General features: G+C 65.0%; 19 protein-coding genes. 16 read left to right on the forward strand and 3 right to left on the reverse strand.

Annotated elements, in window-relative coordinates:
* The first annotated feature begins 88 nt into the window (after positions 1-88).
* From hisN to DC363_RS06850, 3 genes are all read left to right on the forward strand, one after another.
* On the forward strand, positions 89-901 hold the full coding sequence (hisN, locus tag DC363_RS06840) for a histidinol-phosphatase (protein ID WP_241962947.1): 813 nt from the start codon (positions 89-91) through the stop codon (positions 899-901).
* A 184-nt stretch (positions 902-1,085) separates the two neighbouring features.
* The gene (locus DC363_RS06845; protein WP_108640392.1) at positions 1,086-2,432 is read left to right on the forward strand and encodes an 8-oxoguanine deaminase; all 1,347 of its coding nucleotides are present in this window, start codon (positions 1,086-1,088) and stop codon (positions 2,430-2,432) included.
* Between the two features lie 26 nt (positions 2,433-2,458).
* Positions 2,459-2,923 carry a CAP domain-containing protein gene (locus DC363_RS06850; protein ID WP_108640393.1) on the forward strand — a complete coding sequence of 155 codons (465 nt, stop codon included), beginning with the start codon at positions 2,459-2,461 and terminating at the stop codon, positions 2,921-2,923.
* Here DC363_RS06850 and guaD read toward each other — a convergent pair.
* Positions 2,920-4,212 carry a guanine deaminase gene (guaD, locus tag DC363_RS06855; RefSeq protein WP_108640394.1) on the reverse strand — a complete coding sequence of 431 codons (1,293 nt, stop codon included), beginning with the start codon at positions 4,210-4,212 and terminating at the stop codon, positions 2,920-2,922. The genes DC363_RS06850 and guaD overlap by 4 nt on opposite strands.
* Before the next feature lie 108 nt (positions 4,213-4,320).
* On the opposite strand from guaD, the gene mgtE reads away from it, so the two are divergent.
* The 4 genes from mgtE to DC363_RS06875 all read left to right on the forward strand — a co-directional run bounded on the left by mgtE (position 4,321) and on the right by DC363_RS06875 (position 9,040).
* The gene (gene mgtE / locus DC363_RS06860; RefSeq protein WP_108640395.1) at positions 4,321-5,697 is read left to right on the forward strand and encodes a magnesium transporter; all 1,377 of its coding nucleotides are present in this window, start codon (positions 4,321-4,323) and stop codon (positions 5,695-5,697) included.
* Complete coding sequence (locus tag DC363_RS06865) at positions 5,694-6,248, forward strand: 5-formyltetrahydrofolate cyclo-ligase (RefSeq protein WP_108640396.1); 555 nt, start codon at positions 5,694-5,696, stop codon at positions 6,246-6,248. Before mgtE ends, DC363_RS06865 begins: the two co-directional genes overlap by 4 nt.
* Before the next feature lie 102 nt (positions 6,249-6,350).
* Positions 6,351-7,166 (forward strand): TIGR00282 family metallophosphoesterase, encoded by an 816-nt coding sequence (locus DC363_RS06870; protein ID WP_108640397.1) that lies wholly within the window; start codon positions 6,351-6,353, stop codon positions 7,164-7,166.
* Between the two features lie 92 nt (positions 7,167-7,258).
* Complete coding sequence (locus DC363_RS06875) at positions 7,259-9,040, forward strand: SLC13 family permease (protein WP_108640398.1); 1,782 nt, start codon at positions 7,259-7,261, stop codon at positions 9,038-9,040.
* 10 nt (positions 9,041-9,050) lie between these two features.
* Here the strand turns inward: DC363_RS06875 and DC363_RS06880 are convergent, their stop codons facing one another.
* Complete coding sequence (locus tag DC363_RS06880; RefSeq protein ID WP_108640399.1) at positions 9,051-9,785, reverse strand: glutamine amidotransferase; 735 nt, start codon at positions 9,783-9,785, stop codon at positions 9,051-9,053.
* A 171-nt stretch (positions 9,786-9,956) separates the two neighbouring features.
* Here DC363_RS06880 and DC363_RS06885 point away from each other — a divergent pair, with 171 nt between their 5' ends.
* The 9 genes from DC363_RS06885 (at position 9,957) to ribD (ending at position 20,441) form a co-directional block, all read left to right on the forward strand.
* Positions 9,957-10,712, forward strand: a complete 756-nt coding sequence (locus tag DC363_RS06885) for a YebC/PmpR family DNA-binding transcriptional regulator (RefSeq protein ID WP_108640400.1) — start codon at positions 9,957-9,959, stop codon at positions 10,710-10,712.
* Between the two features lie 99 nt (positions 10,713-10,811).
* Positions 10,812-11,417 (forward strand): LysE/ArgO family amino acid transporter, encoded by a 606-nt coding sequence (locus DC363_RS06890; protein ID WP_196778389.1) that lies wholly within the window; start codon positions 10,812-10,814, stop codon positions 11,415-11,417.
* Positions 11,418-11,434: 17 nt separating this feature from the next.
* The gene (locus DC363_RS06895; RefSeq protein WP_108640401.1) at positions 11,435-12,331 is read left to right on the forward strand and encodes a DMT family transporter; all 897 of its coding nucleotides are present in this window, start codon (positions 11,435-11,437) and stop codon (positions 12,329-12,331) included.
* 36 nt (positions 12,332-12,367) lie between these two features.
* Entirely contained in the window at positions 12,368-14,338 is a 1,971-nt protein-coding gene (gene dnaG / locus DC363_RS06900; protein WP_108640402.1) for a DNA primase, read from the forward strand.
* Between the two features lie 164 nt (positions 14,339-14,502).
* Complete coding sequence (gene rpoD / locus DC363_RS06905; protein ID WP_108640403.1) at positions 14,503-16,476, forward strand: RNA polymerase sigma factor RpoD; 1,974 nt, start codon at positions 14,503-14,505, stop codon at positions 16,474-16,476.
* A gap of 277 nt (positions 16,477-16,753) precedes the next feature.
* Positions 16,754-17,152, forward strand: a complete 399-nt coding sequence (locus DC363_RS06910) for a secondary thiamine-phosphate synthase enzyme YjbQ (protein WP_108640404.1) — start codon at positions 16,754-16,756, stop codon at positions 17,150-17,152.
* Entirely contained in the window at positions 17,149-18,690 is a 1,542-nt protein-coding gene (locus tag DC363_RS06915) for a zinc-binding metallopeptidase family protein (protein ID WP_108640405.1), read from the forward strand. Before DC363_RS06910 ends, DC363_RS06915 begins: the two co-directional genes overlap by 4 nt.
* 201 nt (positions 18,691-18,891) lie before the next feature.
* Entirely contained in the window at positions 18,892-19,359 is a 468-nt protein-coding gene (nrdR, locus tag DC363_RS06920; protein WP_108640406.1) for a transcriptional regulator NrdR, read from the forward strand.
* Positions 19,360-19,382: 23 nt separating this feature from the next.
* Positions 19,383-20,441, forward strand: coding sequence for a bifunctional diaminohydroxyphosphoribosylaminopyrimidine deaminase/5-amino-6-(5-phosphoribosylamino)uracil reductase RibD (ribD, locus tag DC363_RS06925; RefSeq protein ID WP_108640643.1), 1,059 nt, complete (start codon positions 19,383-19,385; stop codon positions 20,439-20,441).
* Here ribD and DC363_RS06930 read toward each other — a convergent pair.
* The gene (locus DC363_RS06930; RefSeq protein ID WP_108640407.1) at positions 20,438-22,468 is read right to left on the reverse strand and encodes a capsular polysaccharide biosynthesis protein; all 2,031 of its coding nucleotides are present in this window, start codon (positions 22,466-22,468) and stop codon (positions 20,438-20,440) included. The genes ribD and DC363_RS06930 overlap by 4 nt on opposite strands.
* Between the last annotated feature and the right edge of the window lie 3 nt (positions 22,469-22,471).

Genomic DNA, 22,471 nt, shown 5'->3' on the forward strand with positions numbered 1-22,471 from the left:
GGCGATAGGGGCGGCGGCGTTTTGCAGCTTGACCTTCGCACCGGCGCAACGCTACCGCAGGGCCAATTGCGGCCAGAGGATGCGGTAGATGAGCTTTACGACGGAAATGCCCGACAGCACCGAGCAGGTCGCGCTGCGCCGCTGCGCCCATGCCATGGCGGACGCGGCCCGCGCCGCCATCCTGCCGCTGTTTCGCACGGCGCTTGTCTCTGACAACAAGGATCTGGCCGGGTTTGACCCGGTGACCGAGGCTGACCGGGGCGCGGAGCGTGCAATGCGCGACGTGCTTGCCCGGCTGCGGCCCGACGATGCGATTCTGGGTGAGGAATACGGCGAGACCGGGGGCACGTCGGGAATGCAATGGGTACTGGACCCGATTGACGGCACCCGCGCCTTCATCAGCGGCACGCCAACTTGGGGGGTGTTGATCTCTGTGCGCAACGCCGGTGGGCCGCTCTTCGGCCTGATCGACCAGCCCTACGTTGGTGAGCGGTTCGAGGGGGGCTTTGGTCTGTCAGAAATGACCGGCCCGCGGGGCACGGTGCCGCTTGCGGTGTCGGGCGTGGCGCGGCTGGATGAGGCAACGATCCTCACGACCTTTCCGGAGGTCGGGACCGAGGCGGAGGGTGAGGGGTTCCGCCGCGTCGCGCGCCGGTGCCAGCTTGCCCGCTATGGCATGGATTGCTACGCCTACGCGCTTTTGGCGGCAGGCCACGTGGATCTGGTCGTCGAAGCGGGGTTGAGCGCCTATGACGTGCAGGCCCCCATCGCGGTAATCGAAGCCGCCGGCGGGCGCGTCACCGATTGGCAGGGGCGCCCGGCCCATGAAGGGGGCCGCGTGCTGGCCGCAGCGACAGAAGATTTACACGCGCAGGCCCTGGACATCCTTTCGGCCGTTTGATCGGGGGGGCGCGGGCTGGTGCGCAGAGTTGGGCGGTGTCGGTTCTCGATCCCTCTCACACTATAGGTATTTTTGAACCAGAGAAGGGTTGAACCGAAGGGGTGTGCGCCGCTACGGTGGTTCTACCGCGTCCTTTCCCGTTCTGGCGGCCCCTTTTGAACGAACGGCATCAAAAGGAGTGCCCATGTCCGATATTCTGATCCGCAATGCCCTGTCCGTGGTGACCATGGACGAGACGCGCCGCGAACTTGCAGGCGCCGATGTGCATCTGCGAAACGGAGTGATCGTCGCGGTGGGTGCGGGGCTGGAAATCGGCGGTGCGCAGATCGTCGACGCCTCCGGGTGCGTGGTGACACCGGGCTTGGTGAACACCCATCATCACCTTTACCAGACCTTGACGCGCGCGGTGCCCGGGGCGCAGGACGCGCTGTTGTTTGGCTGGCTGCAAAGACTTTACCCGATCTGGGCCCGCTTCGGGCCGGAGGAGATGTTCGTCTCGGCCCAGGTGGGGCTGGCAGAACTGGCGCTTTCGGGCTGCACAATGACCTCGGACCATTTGTATCTTTACCCCAACGGCGCGCGGCTGGACGACACGATTGCCGCAGCGGGCGAGGTCGGCCTGCGGTTTCATCCCACGCGCGGGGCCATGAGCATCGGCGAGAGCGACGGCGGCTTGCCGCCGGATGCGCTGGTCGAGGCTGAGGCTGGCATTCTTGAGGATTGCATCCGCGTGATCGACGCCTTCCACGATGCATCCGAGGGGGCCATGGTGCGGGTTGGCGTCGCGCCCTGTTCCCCGTTCTCGGTCAGCCGTGATCTGATGCGCGACGCGGCTCTTCTGGCGCGGGACAAAGGGGTCATGCTGCACACCCATCTGGCCGAAAATGGCGAGGATGTCGCCTATTCGCTTGCGACATTCGGCTGCCGTCCGGGCCAATATGCCGAGGATCTGGGTTGGACCGGTCCGGACGTGTGGCACGCCCACTGCGTCAAACTGGACGGGCAAGAGATTGACCTTTTCGCCCGGTCACGCACCGGCGTGGCCCATTGCCCCTGTTCCAATTGCCGTCTTGGCTCGGGGATCGCGCCGGTGCGCGAAATGCGGGATGCGGGCGTGCCCGTGGGGCTGGGCGTTGACGGGTCGGCGTCGAACGATATGGGGTCACTGATCGGCGAGGCACGACAGGCGATGCTGTTGCAGCGCGTCGCGCGCGGGGCTGACGCCATGTCCGCGCGCGAGGCGTTGGAGATCGCGACCCGGGGCGGGGCCGAGGTGCTGGGCCGCGACGATTGCGGCCAGATCGCCCCGGGCAAACGTGCGGATATTGCCATTTGGGACACGACCCGCGCCGTTGAAAACGCAGGATCCTGGGATCCGGCGGCGCTGTTGCTGGCCGGTCCCACGCGGGTGCGGGATCTGTTTGTTGAGGGGCGGCGGATCGTCACCGATCACCGGGTGACCAGCTTCGACCTTGAGCGTGCTCTTGTGCGGCAGAGCCAGTTGGTGCGAGGGTTGCAGGACAAGTTGTAACGTCTGCCTGTCGGAGGAGGGGCGCGATGAAATACCTTGCAGGGTTTGCCATGCTCGCGCTGATGGCCTGTCAGCCCGGGGGCGAGTCGGTGTCCACCGGGGGCGGGGCCGCCCCGGCGACAGCGGTGCCCGCGGGCGCCTTCGTGGCCATGTTGAACGCGGCACGAACGGCGCAGGGGCGCGGCGCCGTGACCGAAGACTCTCGTCTGACGCGGGCCGCACAGGCCCATGCGCAGGACATGGCGACGGGGGGCTTTTTCTCGCACCGAAGCCCGAACGGGGCCACCTTCACCGATCGCGCCCGCGCCGCGGGCTATGGGTGTGTCGCGGCCGAGAACATCGCCGCGGGACAGCGGTCCGAAGCCGAGGTCATGGCCGAATGGATGGCGTCAGCCGGCCACCGGCGCAACATCCTGCTGCCCGCTGCGACCGAGTTCGGGTTGGGCCGCAGCGGCACGTATTGGGTGTTGATGCTGGGGCGCGGCTGCTAGGGGCGCGCGGCCTCCCCGGCCACATAAACTTGCGCCACAGCGCGGTCGTCGCCCATCATGATGGTCGGGAACAGGGCCTCCCACAGGGTGTCGGCCTCGGCCTCACGCTGGGCGATGGCCGGGGTCGAGGCGAGGTCGAGCACCGTGATATCCGCCATCGCCCCCACGGACAGCGACCCGATCTGCCCGCCCATGTGCAACGCCTGCGCCGAGCCTTCCGTCGCCAGCCACATCAGCTGCGCAGGATGCAGCGCAGTGCCCCGCAACTGGCCGACCTCATAGGCGGCGGCCATGGTCCGCAACATCGAGAAGGACGAGCCACCACCGGTGTCCGTCGCCAGCCCGCAGCGGATGCCCCGCGCCTTGAGCCCGGTCGTGTCGAACAGGCCCGAGCCGATGAAGGTGTTCGAGGTCGGGCAGTGGATCAACGCGCCGTTCACCTCGGCCAGCCGATCGATCTCGCGCGGTTCCAGATGGATCGAATGGCCGTAAAGGCCGCGTTCGCCCAGCAGGCCGAATTGCTCATAGGTATCAAGGTAGTCGCGGGCCTGCGGGAACAGATCGCGCACCCAGGCGATCTCATCGACCTGTTCGCTCAGGTGGGTCTGCATGAGCGCATCGGGATGTTCGGCCCAAAGCGCACCCAGCGCTGCAAGCTGGTCCGGCGTCGAGGTGGGCGAAAAGCGCGGCGTGATCGCATAGGTCGCGCGGCCCGTGCCCTGCCATTTCTGCAAGAGCGCCTTGGACTGGTCATAGGCTGCCTGCACCGTGTCACGCAGCCCGTCCGGCGCGTTGCGGTCCATGCAGGTCTTGCCGCCGACCACGGCCATGTTGCGCGCGGCCGCCGCGCCGAAATAGGCCTCCACGCTTTCGGGATGGATCGTGCAGAAGCTGGTCAGCGTCGTCGTCCCATGGGCCAGCGCCAGATCAAGGGTGCGGTCGGCGATCGTCCGGGCATAGTCGGGATCGGCAAAACGCATCTCTTCGGGGAAGGTGTAGGTGTTCAGCCAGTCGATAAGCCGCAGCCCCCAGGACGCGATCATCGCCGTCTGCGGGTAGTGCATATGGGCGTCAACGAAGCCGGCGGTGATCAGGTGGCGGCCGTGATCGACAACCTCGGCCTGGGGATGGCGGGCGCGCAGGTCGTCTGCCTCCCCCACGGCGGCGATGCGCCCGTCTTGCACAAGAACAGCCCCACGGCTGCTGACAATCGCCGCGTCATCCACGGCGGTCTCAAACGGGTCGGCGCCAAACCGCAAAGTCTGGCCAAGCAAAAGTTTTTCAGTCATCCCGCATGCATAGCCAAGGGCACCGGACTGGTAAATCACTAAAACCGCGATCGGACTTGAGGGCGCTTCGCGCCGCGTTATGTTGCGATGCAGCAAGGGATAGCGATTATGGCTGAACAGGCGACACAGGTCGAGGAAGACGACGAAGGCTTGCCGCGCAATCTGGTGGCGCAGGTCATCGAGGCGGTTGATGCGCGTGACGGGGCGGCCCTTGCCGCGCTGCTGTCGCCCCTGCACGCCGCCGACATCGCCGACCTTCTTGAGCAGATCGACCAACGCGACCGGAACGGGCTGCTGGCGCTGTGGACGGGCGGAATGGATGGCGAAATCCTGTCCGAGCTGGGCGACGATCTGCGCGAAGAGGTGATTGACCGGCTTGGCCCGCGTGAGCTGGCCGAAGCGGTGCGCGATCTGGAATCCGACGACGTGGTCGATCTGGTCGAGGATCTGGACCGCGACCAGCAGGATCAGGTGCTGGACGCGCTGGCGGCGGGCGACCGGCTGGTGGTCGAAAAGGCGCTGGCCTATCCGGACGAATCCGCCGGCCGTCTGATGCAGATGGAGGTGGTGCGCGCACCGTCGCACTGGACCGTGGGCGAGGCGATCGACTACCTGCGCGCGAGCGACGATCTGCCCGAGCAATTCTACCACGTGATCCTTGTGGACCCGCGTATGAAGCCTGTGGGCTATGTGACGCTGGGGCGGCTGCTGGGCACGCCGCGCTCGATCCATCTGACCGAGCTGATGGAAGACAGCTTCCGCACCTTCCGCGTCGATCAGGACGAGGCCGACGTGGCCTATGCGTTCAATCAGTATCACCTGATTTCCGCGCCCGTGGTGGATGAGGACGAGCGCCTTGTCGGCGTCATCACCATCGACGATGCGATGATCGTGCTCGACGAAGAGCATGAAGAAGACATCCTGCGTCTGGCCGGCGTGGACGAGGAATCGAGCCTGACCGACCGGGTCATGGCCACCACCCGGCGGCGGTTTCCCTGGCTGGCGGTAAATCTGGTCACCGCCATTCTCGCCTCAATGGTGATTTCCCTGTTCGAAGACGTGATCGCGGCCCTTGTGGCGCTGGCGGTGCTGATGCCCATCGTGGCCTCCATGGGGGGCAACGCGGGGACACAATCGCTCACCGTGGCTGTGCGCTCGATTGCCACGCGCGACCTCACAGGGGCGAACGTCTGGCGGGTGATCCGGCGCGAGGTTCTTGTCGGGTTGATCAATGGCATGGCCTTCGCGGTCGTCATGGGGCTGGTGGGGTATCTGTGGTTCGGGCAGCCGTTGCTCGGGCTGGTGATCGCGCTGGCGATGGTGATCAATCTGGTGGTGGCCGGACTGGCCGGCACCGCCATTCCTGTCGTTCTTGAACGGTTGGGCGTCGATCCCGCGCTTGCCTCGGGCGCATTTGTGACCACAGTGACAGATGTTGTCGGTTTTTTCGCATTTCTGGGGCTCGCAGCGGTGATCTTGCTATGACCATATCCGAACGCAAAGCCGCCGCGCGGCAGGCGGCCTTCGCCGCCCGTGCCGCGGCCCATGACGGGGCGGGGTCCCATGCGGGGCATCTGTCCTCGGTTCTTGCGGGCTATCGCGGCGTGCCGCTGTCGGGCTACGCGCAGATGCGCACCGAAATCGACCCCACCCCCGCCATGGCCGAGGCTGCCGCCCACGGGCCCGTCTGCATGCCCATCATCGTCGGCAAGGGCAAACCCTTGCGGTTCCGCGAATGGACCCCCGATTGCGCCATGCAGGACGGCCCTTTTGGTGCGCAGGTGCCTGCCAAGGGCGCATGGATCACGCCGGAGATTCTCATCGTGCCGCTCTTGGCTTTCTCCCGCGCGGGCGGGCGGCTGGGCTATGGCGGCGGTTTCTATGATCGCACGCTCGAACAGCTCCGCGCGCAGAAGCCGACCCTCGCCGTGGGGTTTGCCTATGCGGCACAGGAAATGCCCGATCTGCCGCTCGAGCCCACCGACCAGCCGCTTGACCTGATCGTGACGGAACAGGGCGTGATCGAGCCGTCCTAAGCCTTCTTTGGTTCAAAAATACCTCGGGGGAGTCCGCAGGACGGGGGCTGGCCCCCATTTCCACCCTTGCAACAGAGGCCGCTGCTTGATCTACCGGCCCTCATGAAACTACTCTTTCTTGGCGATGTCATGGGCCGCGCCGGTCGCACGGCAATCATCGACCGGCTGACCCGGCTGCGCGCCGATTGGGCGCTCGATTTCGTGGTGGTCAACGGCGAGAATGCAAGCAACGGCGCGGGGCTGACCGCCGCCCATGCCAAGGCGCTGCTGGACGCGGGCGCCGATGTGCTCACTTTGGGCGATCACGCCTTCGACCAGAAGGACATGCTGCAATTCTGCGAGGCCGAGCCGCGCATCATCCGGCCGCTGAACTTTTCCAAGGCCGCGCCGGGTAAGGGGGCCCGCGTGTTCGAGGCGACCCGCGGCCGCAAGGTGCTGGTGGCACAGGTGCTGGGTCAGGTCTTCATGAAACGCGCCTTCGACGATCCCTTCTCTGCAGTGGATGCGGTGCTGCGCGCCCATCCCATGGGCGGCACGGTGAACGCCAGTCTGATCGACGTGCACTGTGAAGCCACGTCCGAGAAGATGGCGATGGGCCATTTCTGCGACGGGCGGGCCAGCGTCGTCGTCGGCACCCACACCCATGTGCCCACCGCCGACACGATGATCCTTGAGCGCGGCACGGCGTTCCAGTCCGACGCGGGCATGTGCGGTGACTACGATTCCGTCATCGGCATGCAGAAAGAGGAACCCCTGCGCCGTTTCATCACCGGCATGCCCAAGGCGCGGTTCGAACCCGCGAAGGGCGAGGCCACGCTGTCGGGTCTTTACGTCGAGACCGACGATCGCACAGGCCGCGCCACGCGTGTGGAACCGGTGCGGCAAGGCGGTCGGCTCAGCCAGCAGGGACCGGTCTAAGCTGTCGATCCACCCCACAGGATGCGCACGCGCCGCTTGCACGCGGACCCGCGGCACGCGACACTGCATTGAACCAGACACAGGGGCAGACCTTGGTTGAACTTCTCGGGATATCGCAAAACGGGCAGGCGATCCTGACGCTGACCGTCGTGGGCATCATGTTCGTGATGTTCCTGCGCGAAACCTACCCGACCGAGGTGGTCGCCATCGCCGGTGTGGCCTTGTTGCTGATCTCGGGCGTGCTGCCCTATGATCAGGCGCTGGCGGTCCTGTCCAACCCGGCGCCGTGGACCATCGCGGCCATGTTCATCGTCATGGGCGCGCTGGTGCGCACTGGCGCGCTGGAAAGCCTGACGGCGCTGGCCGAACGCAACGCCAAGGATCGCCCGTTCATGGCGCTGGCGGCGCTGATGGGCTTCGTGGTGCTGGCGTCTGCCATCGTGTCGAACACTCCGGTGGTCGTGGTGATGATCCCGATCTTCGTACAGATGGCCAAGATCATGGGCGTCTCGGCCTCCAAACTGCTGATTCCGCTGTCCTACGGCGCCATTCTGGGCGGCACGCTGACGCTGATCGGCACCTCGACCAACCTGCTGGTGGATGGCGTGGCCCGCGCCGAGGGGCTGGCCCCGTTCACAATTTTCGAGGTGACGCCGTTGGGGCTGGTGATCGTCGCCTGGGGCATGTTCTATCTCGCCGTGATCGCGCCACGGCTGTTGCCGGACCGCGACAGCATGGCCAACCTGCTCAGCGACCGCAGCAAGATGCGGTTCTTCACCGAGGCGGTGATCCCCCCTGACAGCAACCTGATCGGGCGCGAGGTGACCGGCGTGCAATTGTTCAAACGCGAAGGCGTGCGGTTGATCGACGTGGTGCGCGGGGACGACTCCCTGCGTCGCAATCTCGAAGGGGTCGAACTGGCCGTGGGCGACCGCGTGGTGCTGCGCACCGCTATGACCGAACTGCTCTCCCTTCAGGCCAACAAGGAGTTGCGCCGCGTTGATCAGCTTTCGGCGGTCGAAACCCAGACGGTCGAAGTGTTGATCACCCCGGGCTGCCGCATGGTCGGTCGCACCCTGGGCTCCATGCGACTGCGCCGCCGTTACGGGGTTTACGTTCTGGCGGTGCACCGCCGGAACCAGAACATTGGTCGGCAACTCGACAACCTTGTGGTGCGAATCGGGGATACCCTGTTGCTGGAAGGCTCGGCCGAGGACATCCAGCGTCTGGCGGCCGACATGGACCTTGTCGATGTCTCGCACCCCTCGGCGCGGGCCTTCCGCCGGTCGCATACGCCCATTGCCGTGGGCGCGCTTCTGGGGATCGTGGGACTCGCGGCTTTTGGTGTGGCGCCGATCTTTCTGCTGTCGGTCCTTGCGGTCGCGACAGTGCTGGTCACCCGGTGCATCGACGCGGATGAGGCGTTCTCCTTCATCGACGGCCGCCTGCTGGCGTTGATTTTTTCGATGCTGGCCATTGGCGCGGCGCTGCAGGCCTCGGGCGCGGTGACGCTGATCGTCGAGGCCGCCGCCCCCGCGCTGGCTGTGTTGCCGCCCTTCCTGATCCTCTGGGCGATCTACCTTCTGACCTCGGTGCTGACGGAACTGGTCAGCAACAACGCAGTGGCGGTGGTTGTCACGCCCATTGCCATCGGTCTGGCGCAGGCACTGGGCGTCGATCCGCGCCCGCTGGTGGTCGCCGTGATGGTCGCTGCCTCGGCCAGTTTCGCCACGCCCATCGGCTATCAGACGAACACGCTGGTTTACGGGCCGGGGGGCTACAAGTTCAACGACTTCCTCAAGGTGGGCGTGCCACTCAACCTCAGCGTCGGGCTGATCGCCTCGGCGGTGATTCCCCTGATCTGGCCGCTCTAGGTCCCGTCGTTTAGGTCCCGTAGCGCGCGACGAAATTGCGCAGGATCTGCGGCGGTGTCGTCACATCCGCGGCCCGCACCATTTCCGTCAGGGCCGCAGCGTCATCGGGCGGGAAATATCCCTTGTTGCGATAGATGCGGATGCGCGTGGCGAAGCCGTCGCCGTCCGCCTCAGGGTGGAACTGCGTGGCGTAGACGTTCGCGCCATAGCGGATCATCTGGAACGGGCACGCTTCACCGGCGAGCAGGTGCGTGGCCCCCCGTGGCAGGTTTTGCAGCGCTTCCTTGTGGCCAACGAAGGCATCGAACGCCGGCGGCAGGTCAGCGAGCAAAGGGTCGGCGCGGCCGGCGTCGGTCACGGTGCAGCGCGCAGCACTCACCGGTTCGCCGAAGCGTGCTTTCGAGACTTCCGCGCCCAGATGGTGGCCCAGAATGCCGATCCCGTAGCAACAGCCCAGAAAGGGCAGATCGCCCTCGGTGATCTGCGGCATCAGCGACAGGCAGGCGGCTTCGGCGCGGGCGTCGGTCGCGGTCTTGTCGGCCGGGGCGTCGGACACGCAGCCGGGCCCGCCGCCGACGATGGTGCCGGCGAAGTCCGACAGGCGCAGCTCGGGCAGCGGATCGCGGTCGAGGCGGATGCGCAGCGTCCGAGACGCCTCAAGCCCGCCGAAGCGCAAGAAGGCCGCGTATTCGTCATCGCTGGCCTCGTCCTCAGGGCGCAATTGCAGGATCAGGAAGGGTTTCAACGGCAGGGTGCCTCCGGCGGGAGTTTAGGGGTCAGATGAAGGTGGACCCGGGTGAACGGTAAGGGCGCGGCGGCGCAAAGGAAAGGCTGCGATGCAGGCGGGATTGCGGGCGCGGCCCTCTGTGCCTTATAGAGAGCGCAAATTCACATAGCGATCAACAGGAGGCGACCCATGGCCGGCCATTCCAAGTGGGCAAACATCCAGCACCGCAAGGGGCGTCAGGACAAGTTGCGCGGCAAGCTGTTCAGCAAGCTGAGCAAGGAAATCACCATCGCGGCCAAGATGGGCGATCCGGACCCCGACAAGAACCCGCGGCTGCGTCTGGCGGTGAAGGAAGCCAAGGGGCAGTCGATGCCCAAGGACAACATCGAACGGGCGATCAAGAAGGCGATGGGCGGCGATGCGGAGGATTATGACGAGATCCGCTATGAAGGCTATGCGCCCGGCGGCGTGGCGGTGATCGTCGAGACGATGACCGACAACAAGAACCGCACCGCTTCGACCGTGCGGTCCACGTTCTCCAAGGCCGGGGGCAATCTGGGTGAGACTGGAAGCGTCGGTTTCATGTTCGACCGCAAGGGGCAAATCATCTATCCCGCCGACGCGGGCGATGCGGATACGGTGATGATGGCGGCGATCGAAGCGGGGGCCGAGGACTGCGAAAGTTCCGACGACGGCCATGTGATCATCTGTGCTGACACCGACCTGCACGAGGTGTCCAACGCGCTGGAAGCGGAACTCGGCGAGAGCGAGAGCGCCAAGTTGATCTGGCAGCCGAACATCCAGTCTGAAGTGGATCTGGAAGGGCTCGAAAAGGTCATGCGGCTGGTCGATGCGCTTGAGGATGACGATGACGTGCAGACGGTCACGACCAATCTGGATGCCCCCGACGAGGTGATGCAGGCCTACGCCGAAAGCGAGGGGTGAGCCGTCGCGGGCGGGCGTTCGGTCTTTGCGGGCGTGCCAGCCGGTGAGCTGCGCCTCCGGCGGGGATATTTCTGAAGCAAAGATAAGGGGCTTTGCGTCATGCTGACGGCCTTTCTCAATGGTTTCGGCGTGGCGTTTTCGCTGATCCTCGCCATCGGGGCGCAGAACGCCTTTGTGCTCAAACAGGGGTTGCGGCGCGAACATGTGCTGCCCGTGGTTCTGGTCTGTGCGCTCTCCGATGCGGTGTTGATCAGCGTGGGTGTCTTCGGCTTTGCGGCGTTGACCGATGTCCTGCCCGCGCTGGCGCCGGTGATGGTCTGGCTGGGCGCGGCGTTCCTGTTCGCCTATGGCGCGATCAGTTTCTGGCGCGCGTGGCGCGGCGGCGCGGCGCTGGATCCCGCGCGGGGGGCCGGGGTGTCGCGGCGGGCGGCGGTTCTGACATGCCTCGCTATTACCTGGCTGAACCCCCATGTCTATCTTGATACGGTGCTGTTGATCGGCTCGGTTGCCACGCGCTTCGCGGGCGCCGAAGGGGCGTTCTGGGCGGGGGCCGTGAGTTCGTCCTTCACGTTCTTCTTCGCCCTTGGCTACGGTGCGCGGCTTCTGGCGCCGGTGATGGCGCGGCCCCTGTCGTGGCGCGTGCTTGAGGGGCTGATCGGCTGCGTCATGTGGGCCATCGCTTTGGGCTTGATCTTTAGCCACTAGCAGCGTTGTCTGCCGCCATGGCAGAGCAGAACCGACCCCTTGCCGGCGTGATCTGGATGATCGTGACGGGCCTGAATTTCGTCGCCGTGACCGCGATCGTGAAGCACGTAGGCTCGGATGTGCCCGCCGCCCAAGGTGCGTTTCTTCGGTATCTGCTGGGGCTGGTGTTTCTGCTGCCGATGATCCGGCCGATCCTCGCTGCGCGGCTGACCTCGCGCCAGTTGAAGCTGTTCGCAGGGCGTGGGCTGGCGCATACCCTGGGCGTGATCCTGTGGTTCTATGCCATGATGCGGATCCCCCTCGCCGATGTGACGGCGATGAACTACCTCTCGCCGGTCTATGTGACGCTGGGGGCGGCGCTGTTGCTGAAAGAGCCGCTGCCGCCGCGCCGTCTCGCGGCGGTGGTGGCCGCGCTGGTGGGGGCCGTGATCATCCTGCGCCCCGGCTTCCGTGAGATCGACCCGGGCCACATCGCCATGCTGGCCACGGCGCTGTTGTTCGCCACCGGCTACCTGATCGCCAAGCAACTTAGCGGAGAGGTCAGCGCGGCGGTGGTCGTGGGCATGTTGTCGATCACCGTGACCATCGGGCTGGCCCCCTTCGCTTGGGCTGTCTGGGTGCCGGTGAGCCTTGAAAACCTCGGTTGGCTGTTCCTCGTCGCCTGTTTCGCCACGGCGGGGCATTATTCGATGACGCTGGCCTTCACGGCGGCGCCGCTGACCGTGACCCAGCCGGTGACCTTCCTGCAGCTCATCTGGGCGGTGCTGCTGGGGGCGGTGGTCTTTTCCGAAGCCGTTGATGGCTGGGTCGTGCTGGGCGGTGCGGTGATTATGGGATCGGTCAGTTTCATCACCTGGCGCGAGGCGCGGGCGAAGGCGCAGATCACCCCCGCCGCGCCGCAGACCAAAGGCTAGCTGGACTCTGGCCCGACCAGCCCCGATATAAGAGCCATGTCACTTCCACCGGGATTCCTAGACGAGCTTCGCAACCGGCTGTCCATCGGGCAGGTCGTGGGCCGAAAGGTCATGTGGGATCAGCGGAAATCCAATCAGGGCAAGGGCGACCTTTGGGCGCCGTGCCCCTTCCATCAGGAAAAATCCGCCAGTTTCCATGTCGATGACCGCAAGGGCTATTACTATTGCTTTGGCTGTCACGCCAAGGGCGACGCAATCTCTTTCGTGCGCGAGACCGAGAATGTGGGCTTCATGGAAGCCGTCGAAATCCTTGCCGGAGAGGCGGGGATGACCCTGCCCAAGCGTGACCCGCAAGCGCAGCAGAAGGCCGACCGGCGCACACAGCTGGCCGAGGTTATGGAGATGGCGGTGCAGTTCTTCCGGCTGCAGTTGAAGACCGGGGCAGGGGCCGAGGCGCGGTCCTATCTTGCGGGGCGCGGGCTCGATGCCGGCGCACTCGACCGGTGGGAAATCGGCCTTGCCCCGCCGGGATGGCAGAACCTGTGGGACCACCTGACCGGCAAGGGCGTGGCGGAGAATCTGATCCTTGGCGCGGGCCTCGCCAAAGCCAGCCAGCAGGGCCGTAAGCCTTATGACACTTTCCGGCACCGGATCATGTTCCCGATCCGCGACGCGCGCGGGCGGGCCATTGCTTTTGGCGGGCGGGCAATGGACCCGGACGACAACGCGAAATATCTGAACTCTCCGGAAACGGAACTCTTCGACAAGGGGCGCAACCTGTTTAACCTCAAGCCCGCGCGCGAAGCGGCGGGCAAGGGCCAGCCCCTTGTGGTGGCCGAGGGTTACATGGACGTAATCGCGCTGAGCGAGGCGGGGTTCGAGGCGGCGGTGGCCCCCTTGGGTACGGCGGTGACCGACACGCAGCTGCAGATGATGTGGCGGGCGGCCGCAGAGCCGGTGATCATGCTCGACGGGGATGCGGCAGGCCAGAAAGCCGCCATGCGGGTGATCGATCTGGCTTTGCCGCTGCTGGAGGCGGGCCAATCGGTGCGCTTTGCGATGATGCCCGAGGGGCAGGACCCGGACGATCTGTTGAAGTCCGCCGGATCCGCCGCCCTGCGCGAGCGGATCGAAGGTGCCGTGCCGATGGTGCAGCTTTTGTGGCAGCGCGAGGTCGAGGGCCGGGTGTTTGACAGCCCTGAACGCCGCGCCGCGCTGGACAAGGCGCTGCGCGAGAAGATCTCGCAGATCAAGGACCCGTCGATCCGCAGCCATTACGGGCAGGCGATCAAGGATCTGAGGTGGGAGCTGTTCGGACAGTCCCGGCGCTCCGGCGCGGGGGGCGGCGGCGGCTTCGGCGGGCCCAGGCCCCAATGGGTGCCGAAAGGGGCGAAACCCACCGCGTTGGCCAGCACGAAAACCTCACTGCTTGTGGCGTCCGACGTCTCGGAAGATCATCTGCGTGAAGCTGTTATTTTAGCCGTCCTGATCCGCAACCCGCTGATTTTGGATGATTTCTACTCAGCGCTTGAGCGGATGCGCTGTTCGGGCGCGGACAACAGCGCCATTTGCGCAGCCCTGTTGCGCCACGACAGCGGGGACGGGCTTGAGACGCGACTGGCCGAGGATATCGGCACCGCGCCCCTTGAAAAGCTCTTCGCGCAGGCCCACGTGGCGATCACACCTGCCGTGCGCAGGCCCGACAACGGCGATCTGGCGCGGATGTGTCTGATTGAGGAATTCGCCAAGCTGACGGCCCGTCGCGGTCACGCCCATGAAGTGGAAGACGCCATTGCGGAATTGTCCTCGGACATGGCTGACGAACGCCTCACCGCACGGCTGGCCCAGTCGATCGCGGCGATGAACAACGCCGGACGGCAGGATGACGACGACAGCGCCGAATACGACACCAGCAACAACGGCGCCCGGATCAAGAAGGAAGAGCGCAGCGCCTTTGACACACTTTTGGGCAAGATCGACTTTGCCAAAGGTGGTCGCGGTCACTAGATGAAGCTCTAAACAGATGCAACGGGCTGGCAACAGCCCAAAGAAACAAGCGGCTGAACCATTGCGAATCACTCAACACATTGATTGATTCGACGACAGCCGAATTACAGCGAATCACGTGCCGTCCGATTCGGCGCTGCACGGGGTAGTCAAAGGGAAGACAGATGGCCGCTAAAGACACCGACGATCGCCGCGCAGATGCTGACGGGGCCCATTCGCTCGACATGAGCCAGGCGGCGGTCAAGAAAATGATCGCCGAGGCGCGTGAGCGTGGCACCATCACCTACGATCAACTCAACGCGGTTCTGCCGCCCGATCAGGTCAGCTCGGACCAGATCGAGGACGTGATGTCGATGCTCAACGAGATGGGCATCCAGGTCACCGAGGAAGAAGAATCCGAAGAGGTTGAGGACGACGGCAAGGGCAAGGAGGTTGCCACCGTCGCCGGTGGGCGCGAGGTGACGCTGGGCGGCGCCGAAAGCGAAAAGCTCGACCGCACCGACGACCCGGTGCGCATGTATCTGCGCGAAATGGGCAGTGTTGAGCTCCTTTCGCGCGAGGGTGAGATCGCCATCGCCAAGCGCATCGAAGCGGGCCGCAACACGATGATTCTGGGGCTGTGCGAAAGCCCTCTGACGTTCCAGGCCATCACCATCTGGCGCGACGAACTTCTGTCGGAAGACATTCTACTGCGCGACGTGATCGACCTTGAAACCACCTTCGGCGACCAGCTGAACGAGGAAACCGAGACCGAGAATGTCGTCGCCGCCGCGGGCACTGCGGAAAAGACCGAAGACAAGCAAGAGCTTGACGCGGATGGCAACCCGATCACCAAGGACGATGACGACGACGAGGAAGACGCCGCAAACCTGTCGCTTGCCGCGATGGAAGCGCAGCTCAAGCCGCAGGTTCTCGATACGCTCGACCTGATCGCGCGGGACTTTGCCAAGCTGAGCGAGATGCAGGACGCGCGCATGTCCGCGACCCTGAACGAGGATGGGTCCTTCTCCGACAAGGAAGAAAAGAAGTATCAAAAGCTGCGCTCCGAGATTGTTGAGCTGGTGAATTCGCTGCACCTGCACAACAACCGGATCGAAGCGCTGATCGACCAGCTTTACGGCATCAACCGCCGGATCATGCAGATCGACAGCAATATGGTGAAGCTTGCCGACCAAGCCCGTATCAACCGCCGTGAGTTTGTCGAAGCCTACAAGGGGCGCGAGCTTGACCCCAACTGGCTGGAAGAAATGGGCGAAAAGTCCGGCCGCGGCTGGCAGGCGCTGATCGAACGGTCCACCGGAAAAATCGAAGACCTGCGGGCGGAAATGGCGCAGGTGGGGCAATACGTCGGCGTCGACATTCCCGAATTCCGCCGCATCGTGCAGCAGGTTCAAAAGGGTGAGAAAGAGGCCCGTCAGGCCAAGAAGGAAATGGTCGAGGCGAACCTGCGTCTGGTGATTTCCATCGCTAAGAAATACACCAACCGCGGCCTGCAATTCCTTGATCTCATTCAGGAAGGCAACATCGGTCTGATGAAGGCCGTGGACAAATTCGAATACCGCCGTGGCTACAAGTTCTCGACCTATGCGACCTGGTGGATCCGGCAGGCGATCACGCGTTCCATCGCGGATCAGGCCCGCACGATCCGGATTCCGGTCCACATGATCGAGACGATCAACAAGCTGGTGCGCACCGGCCGCCAGATGCTGCACGAAATCGGCCGTGAGCCGACCCCGGAAGAGCTGGCCGCCAAGTTGCAGATGCCGCTGGAAAAGGTCCGCAAGGTGATGAAAATCGCCAAAGAACCAATCTCGCTTGAGACGCCCATCGGCGATGAGGAAGACAGCCAGCTTGGCGATTTCATTGAGGACAAGAACGCGGTCCTGCCGCTGGATTCCGCCATTCAGGAGAATCTAAAGGAAACCACGACCCGGGTCCTCGCCTCGCTCACCCCGCGGGAAGAGCGTGTGCTGCGGATGCGCTTCGGCATCGGCATGAACACCGACCACACCCTTGAAGAGGTGGGTCAGCAATTCAGCGTCACGCGGGAACGGATTCGCCAGATCGAAGCGAAAGCCCTGCGCAAGTTGAAGCACCCAAGCCGGTCGCGCCGTTTGCGATCGTTCCTTGACCAATAACTCGTAGAACTCGGATCACGGGTGCGACCGCGCAAACGACCGGCACCAACAAAGTCCTCCGCCCGAGCGCACGTATCAATTTCGGGCGGAGCGGACCCCCCTCGGGCGGGGTTCTTAGATGACCCTGCAGCGCCAAAAGCCCGAATGCGATTACGGAAGAGTATTGCCAAGTTTGGCATAAGGCACTGAAAATACTCGAGAAGACCGGCTATAAGGGGGTTGAGAAGACCTCCGACTAAGGCTTGCGTTCTCCGGCTGCGGCGGTAACAGTCCGCTCATGGATTGGCGGATTCAGACATCAGGCGCGGGGCTTTATGAATTCACCCGTGAGGTGGCCGAACAGGTGCGCGACACGGGGGTGCTGACGCTTTTTGTCCGGCACACCTCATGTTCTTTGCTGATACAGGAAAACGCGGACCCCGAGGTGCAAACCGACCTCGAAGCGTTTTTTGCGCGTCTCGTGCCCCCCGCCGATCACCCCTCGATGGCCTACCTTCAGCACATCTATGAAGGTCCAGACGATATGCCCGCCCATATCAAGGCGGCGCTTCTGCCAACCAGCTTGCAAATTCCTGTCGTTGACGGGCGCTTGCAGCTCGGAACTTGGCAGGGAATTTACCTTTTCGAACATCGCGCGGCCCCTCACGTGCGGACAGTGACAGGAATGATCAGATGACACACAGCGCCGCGCAAACCACTGCACGCCACTGGGTTGAGCGCCATAGGGACAGGTTGTCCGCCGATTGTGCCAGGATTTTCGACTTCGGTGAACCGGCTTGGCGCGAGTATCGCTCGGCCGGCTGGTATGTCGAACGTCTGCGCGCCGAAGGGTTCACCGTTGAGGAAGGCAGCGGTGGCATGCCGACGGCCTTCTGCGCGGAGTGGTCGAACGGAGAGGGGCCGGTGGTCGGCATGTATGCCGAATACGACGCGGTGCCGGGAAACAGTCAGGCGGCGGTACCGCATGAGGCTCCGCGCGACGGGGTGGGGGCTCATGCCGCTGGCCATACCGATCCGCATTCCGCTCTGGGGATCAGTGGCTTGGGTGGGCTTCTTGCGACCAAGGCCGCAATGGAGCACCACGGGATCAAGGGCGGGCTGCGGTTCACCGGCGAGCCTGCGGAAAAGGTGCGCGGCTCCAAGCCCTTGCACGCCGCGGCGGGGTATTATGACGGGCTGGCGGGCATGCTGTCGTTCCACCCGTTCTACATGCTTCCCATGTGCAACACCGTGCGTTGGGACACCCACTGCGGCGCGGCCTATTCGATGATCTACCGTTTCATCTGCGACGCGCCGCACCTGTTCGGCGCCGAGGATGGCGCCCCGATCCCGCAAAGCCACAGCGATATTCGCGCACCGGGGGCCAATGACGCGCTGGTCATGATGTATGCCCAAGGCCGGATGCTGCGCGATTCCATGGCCTCGCACGTGGGCGGCTGGTCGATCTCGGAAGCGATCCTGAGCACCGGTCAGGCGACCGCCGACAACCTGCCCGCCGGGCTGGCCGATCTGCAATATATGATGCGCGTGCCGACCGTCGAGATGGCGGAACGGATCACTGCGCGGCTCGATGCGCTGGCCGATTCCGTGGCCGCCCAAACCGGATGCCGGGTTGAGCGGCACTGGGTCTGCAAATCCCGCCCCGGCCTTGCCAATCACGCCATGGCGGAGATGGTCTGGCAGAACATCCAGCAGGTCGGCGCACCGGTCTGGGATGACGAGGCAAAGGCGCTTATGCGGGAGGTCCAGAAGAACTGCGGTGTCACGCCGTACGCCGACCCGATCCTGCCGGCTTGCGAAGAGCTGATCGCACCGCAGGACGCCGAAGCGATCCTGCGCGAGAGCCTGCCGCCGAACCAGCGCAATTCGACCTCCGACGATTATACCGACATGACGTGGCACGCGCCCACCGCGCGGTTCTATATCGCGCGCCCGGCGCTTAAGGGCGGACCCTATCCGGCTTGGGCGATGAACGCCCTGGGGGGCATGCCCCAGACCATCGATCCCATGGTGCAGGTGGCGGCGAAAGTGCTGGCGACCTCCGCGCTGCGCCTGCTTGAGGATGAGCATATTCGCGACGCCGCCATGGCCGAGTTCAAGACCCGAACGGCGAACCCCATTCAGCCACTGGCCGACTATCCCGCGCCCACGCAGTTCAAATGGCCGGAATACGTCCAGACGGCACGCGGTTTCGATTGGCATATTCCAACCTGACACTCGCAGTCTGCGAGGAAAAAATCGGCAGAACTTGCACAAATGCAACCTTGCCCACTTGGCCGTTGAGCGGGGACTGTGGCGCATCCGACTCATGATCTTGTAGAGTGGATTGCGCACTACCCAAAACTTGCGCTGCCTCCTATAGTGGCTGTGGATAAATGGGGCAAAGACCCCAGAGGCAGAAGACGAGGACAGGACATGCGTTGCCCCTTTTGTGGAAACGTCGACACCCAGGTGAAAGATTCGCGCCCTGCGGAAGACCACGTCGCCATTCGGCGGCGGCGGTTCTGTCCCGCCTGTGGCGGGCGTTTCACGACCTATGAACGTGTGCAATTGCGCGATCTGGTGGTGATCAAATCCAATGGCCGGCGTGAGGATTTCGACCGCGACAAGCTTGAGCGGTCCGTGCGCATCTCGATGCAGAAACGCCCGGTTGAGCCAGAGCGCGTGGATCAGATGATCTCGGGCATCGTGCGCCGGCTGGAAAGCATGGGCGAGACGGACATCAACTCAAAGCAGATCGGTGAGATCGTGATGGAGGCTTTGGCCCGGATCGACACCGTAGCCTATGTCCGTTTTGCCAGCGTTTATAAGAACTTCCAGGCTGCTGACGACTTCGACAAGTTCGTGAGCGAGCTCAGGCCGCCTGAAAAAGCAGACGATTGACCGCCCCAGCCGATCAAACCTTCATGCGGCAGGCCCTGTCGCTCGGGCGGCGGGGCTTGGGCCGGGTCTGGCCGAACCCCAACGTCGGCTGCGTCATCGTGCGCAATGGCCGCGTGATCGGGCGCGGCTGGACGGCGGATGGCGGGCGCCCCCATGCCGAAACCCGCGCGTTGGACGGGATCGATGCGCGAGGCGCCACTGCCTATGTCACCCTTGAACCCTGCGCCCATCACGGGCGAACACCCCCCTGCGCTGAAGCGTTGATTGCCGCTGGCGTGGCCCGCGTCGTGATCGCGACCGGCGATCCGGACCCGCGCGTGGCCGGGCGCGGCATTGCCATGCTCGGGGCGGCGGGGATCGAGGTCACACGCGGAGTGTGCGAGGCCGAGGCCCGCCACGATCTGCAGGGGTTCCTGTTGCGTGTGACCGAAGCGCGCCCCTTCGTGACGCTTAAACTCGCCGCATCCTTCGATGGCCGCATCGCGACCGCCACCGGCGAAAGCCAATGGATCACCGGCCCGTCCGCGCGCCGCGCGGTTCACGCCATGCGCGCCCGGCACGATGCCGTTCTGGTCGGCGCAGGCACGGTCCGCGCCGATGATCCCAGCCTGACCGTGCGCGATCTGGGCATCGACCGCCAGCCGGTGCGCATCGTCGCCTCCGGGCGGTTGAACATCGACGGCTCTGCTCTGGTGCGCAGCATCCCGCAGGCGCCGCTTTGGCTGTGTCACGGCCCCGATGCCCCCGCGCACGACTGGGTCGCGACCGGGGCCACGATTATCCCTTGCGAGATGCAGGGCCGGCAGGTCGATCCCGTTGATATGATGGCAAAACTTGCCGGGCGTGGGCTAACGCGGATCTTTTGTGAAGGCGGCGGCACCCTTGCGGCATCGCTGCTGAACGCCGGGCTGGTGGATGAGCTTGTGGGCTTCACCGCCGGGGTCTTGGTAGGGGCCGAGGGCACGCCGTCGCTCGGGGCGCTGGGGGTCGAACGTCTGTCCGAAGCGCCGCGCTTCCAGTTGGCCGAAGTGACGCCGGTCGGGGGCGACATCCTGCATCGGTGGCGGCGTCTGCCCGCCTAACGCCACAGATGCGCGTAGCTCGCCAATGCGCCTTGCAGTTTGGCCAGCAGCCGGTTCGCCCGTGAGGGTTGCGGGACCGTGCCCGCCGCCAACCGCTCAACCACCACTTCCACAGGGCAGGGCAGGCCGGTGACGGGGTCGAAATAGCGCGGGTAATCGATCAGCACCGCATGGGCGAATTGTGCCAGCGTCGGGCGCGCGCTGCGGCGGGGCAGGGGCATCACCCGGTCGTCCGTCAGCCCCCAGCCCGCATAGAAGGGCGTGCCCAGACAGGTGACGGACACCCCGCGCAACAGGGCCTCAAACCCCAAGGTGGAGGTCATGGTCCAGACCGCGTCCACGGCGTCCAACGCGGCCAGCGGTGACGCGCGGTCGAGCACGATGTCGGCCAGATCCTGCGCGTCGGGCACGGCTCCGTCCCGCAGGCCCGCCTCAACATCCGGGTGCGGTTTGTAAAGGATCACCGCGGCGGGATTGGCGGCACGGGTGGCCTCCAGAAGGGCGCGGTTGGTCGCGACCTCTGCCGTGCCCAGCCGGATCGATGCGTCATCGGCGACCTGTCCGGGCACGAGGATGCGGCGGCCGGGGGGCAGGTCGTGGGGCAGGCCGTCTGCCCTTAGATTGTATTTCGTCAATTGCGCGGCGCGGATCCGGTCGATCAGTGCCTCGGCCCGCCGGATGGCGCTGTCGGGCAGCGTCGTGCTTGCCTCGATCAGCGCTTCCAGCCGACTGGGGCGGGTCGGGTCGTAGTAGATCCCGAGGTCATCGAGCACCAAAGACAGGGGCGGCGCCAGATCGGCCCCCAGCCCCCGAGACCGCAGGAACCCGTCCTCCACGCGCACGGCGCCCGGGTGCGCCTCGGCCTTGCCCGCCCAAGCCATCTGCCGGCGTCCGGTTTTCGCAGCAAGAGCGCGGGCCTTCGTGGGATCGTCTTGGAAGACGATTTTCCGGCTGCCGCCGAAGGCCTTTTGCAGCGGCGCGCGTTTCCACAGCCGCATCCCCGAGGCGACCCAGCCGCGGTGATCGTCCCGCCAGGCGCGGGCCGCGGCATCAAGGGTCTGCACGGCGGTCTCGAAGTCGCACAAACGGTCGTGGAACGGATCATACCAGCGGGGATAAAGCATCATCGCCCCGGCAAAAAGCTGCGCCCGCGTCAGTTTGCGTTGCCGCCGATCCAGCGGCGTGCGGTCGTCGGTCAGGCCCCAGCCGATGTAGAAGGGCTGTCCGAACACCACCGGCCTGTGCCCCGCCAGTATCGCCTCGAACCCGAACTGTGACGACACGGTATAGACCGCGATGGCCCCTTCGAGCAGGCGCTGCGGCGGCACAGGGTCGCTGTAAAAGCGCACGTTCCCTCCCAGATCCGTGTCGCGGTAATGCCCCCCGCGATGGCCACGCTGGGTTTCCGGATGGGTCTTGATCAGGATCGGCGCGGCGGGGTGCTCTTCCCGGGCGACAAAAAGCATCTCGAGAAAGGTGTTGCGATCCGCGCGCGAGGCGCTCACCGAGGCGTCCCCCTCGGTCTGGTCGATCACCAGCACGTAGCCCGGATCGGGGGGCGCGAGCGTTAGGTCGAAGGCGTTGTATTTGCTCAGGTGTCTGTGCGCCAGCGTGGCGATCCCGTCGCGGGCGCGGTCCAGCAGGGCGGTGTCATCCAGCGGCGCGTCGCGCAGGATCACCTCAAGATCCGAGGGGGTCGACGGGTCGAAATGCACCCCCCGCCGGTCCAGCAGCAGACCCAGGGGCGGCTCGCCCTCGCGGCCCGGACGGACGGAGCGCAGGAAGGCATCTTCAACCCGCAGAACCGGCGCTTTGGTGCGTCCGGCTACGGCTTCGCCCCGCCACGCGGTAGGCGATTGCCCCCAGACCCCGACAAGGTCTTCGGCGCCGGGTTTGCCAAGGGACACGTCATAGCCAGAGAGCGCAAGGATGCGCTTGATCCGGGGTTGGGTCAGGAAACCGCCGTTATAGACGAAAAGCCGCCGCGAAGCGGACTTCGCGGCGGGCTCTGAATCGGAATGGGTCATTGC

The organism is Thalassorhabdomicrobium marinisediminis, from assembly GCF_003072065.1.
Taxonomy (GTDB): Bacteria; Pseudomonadota; Alphaproteobacteria; order Rhodobacterales; family Rhodobacteraceae; genus Octadecabacter; species Octadecabacter marinisediminis.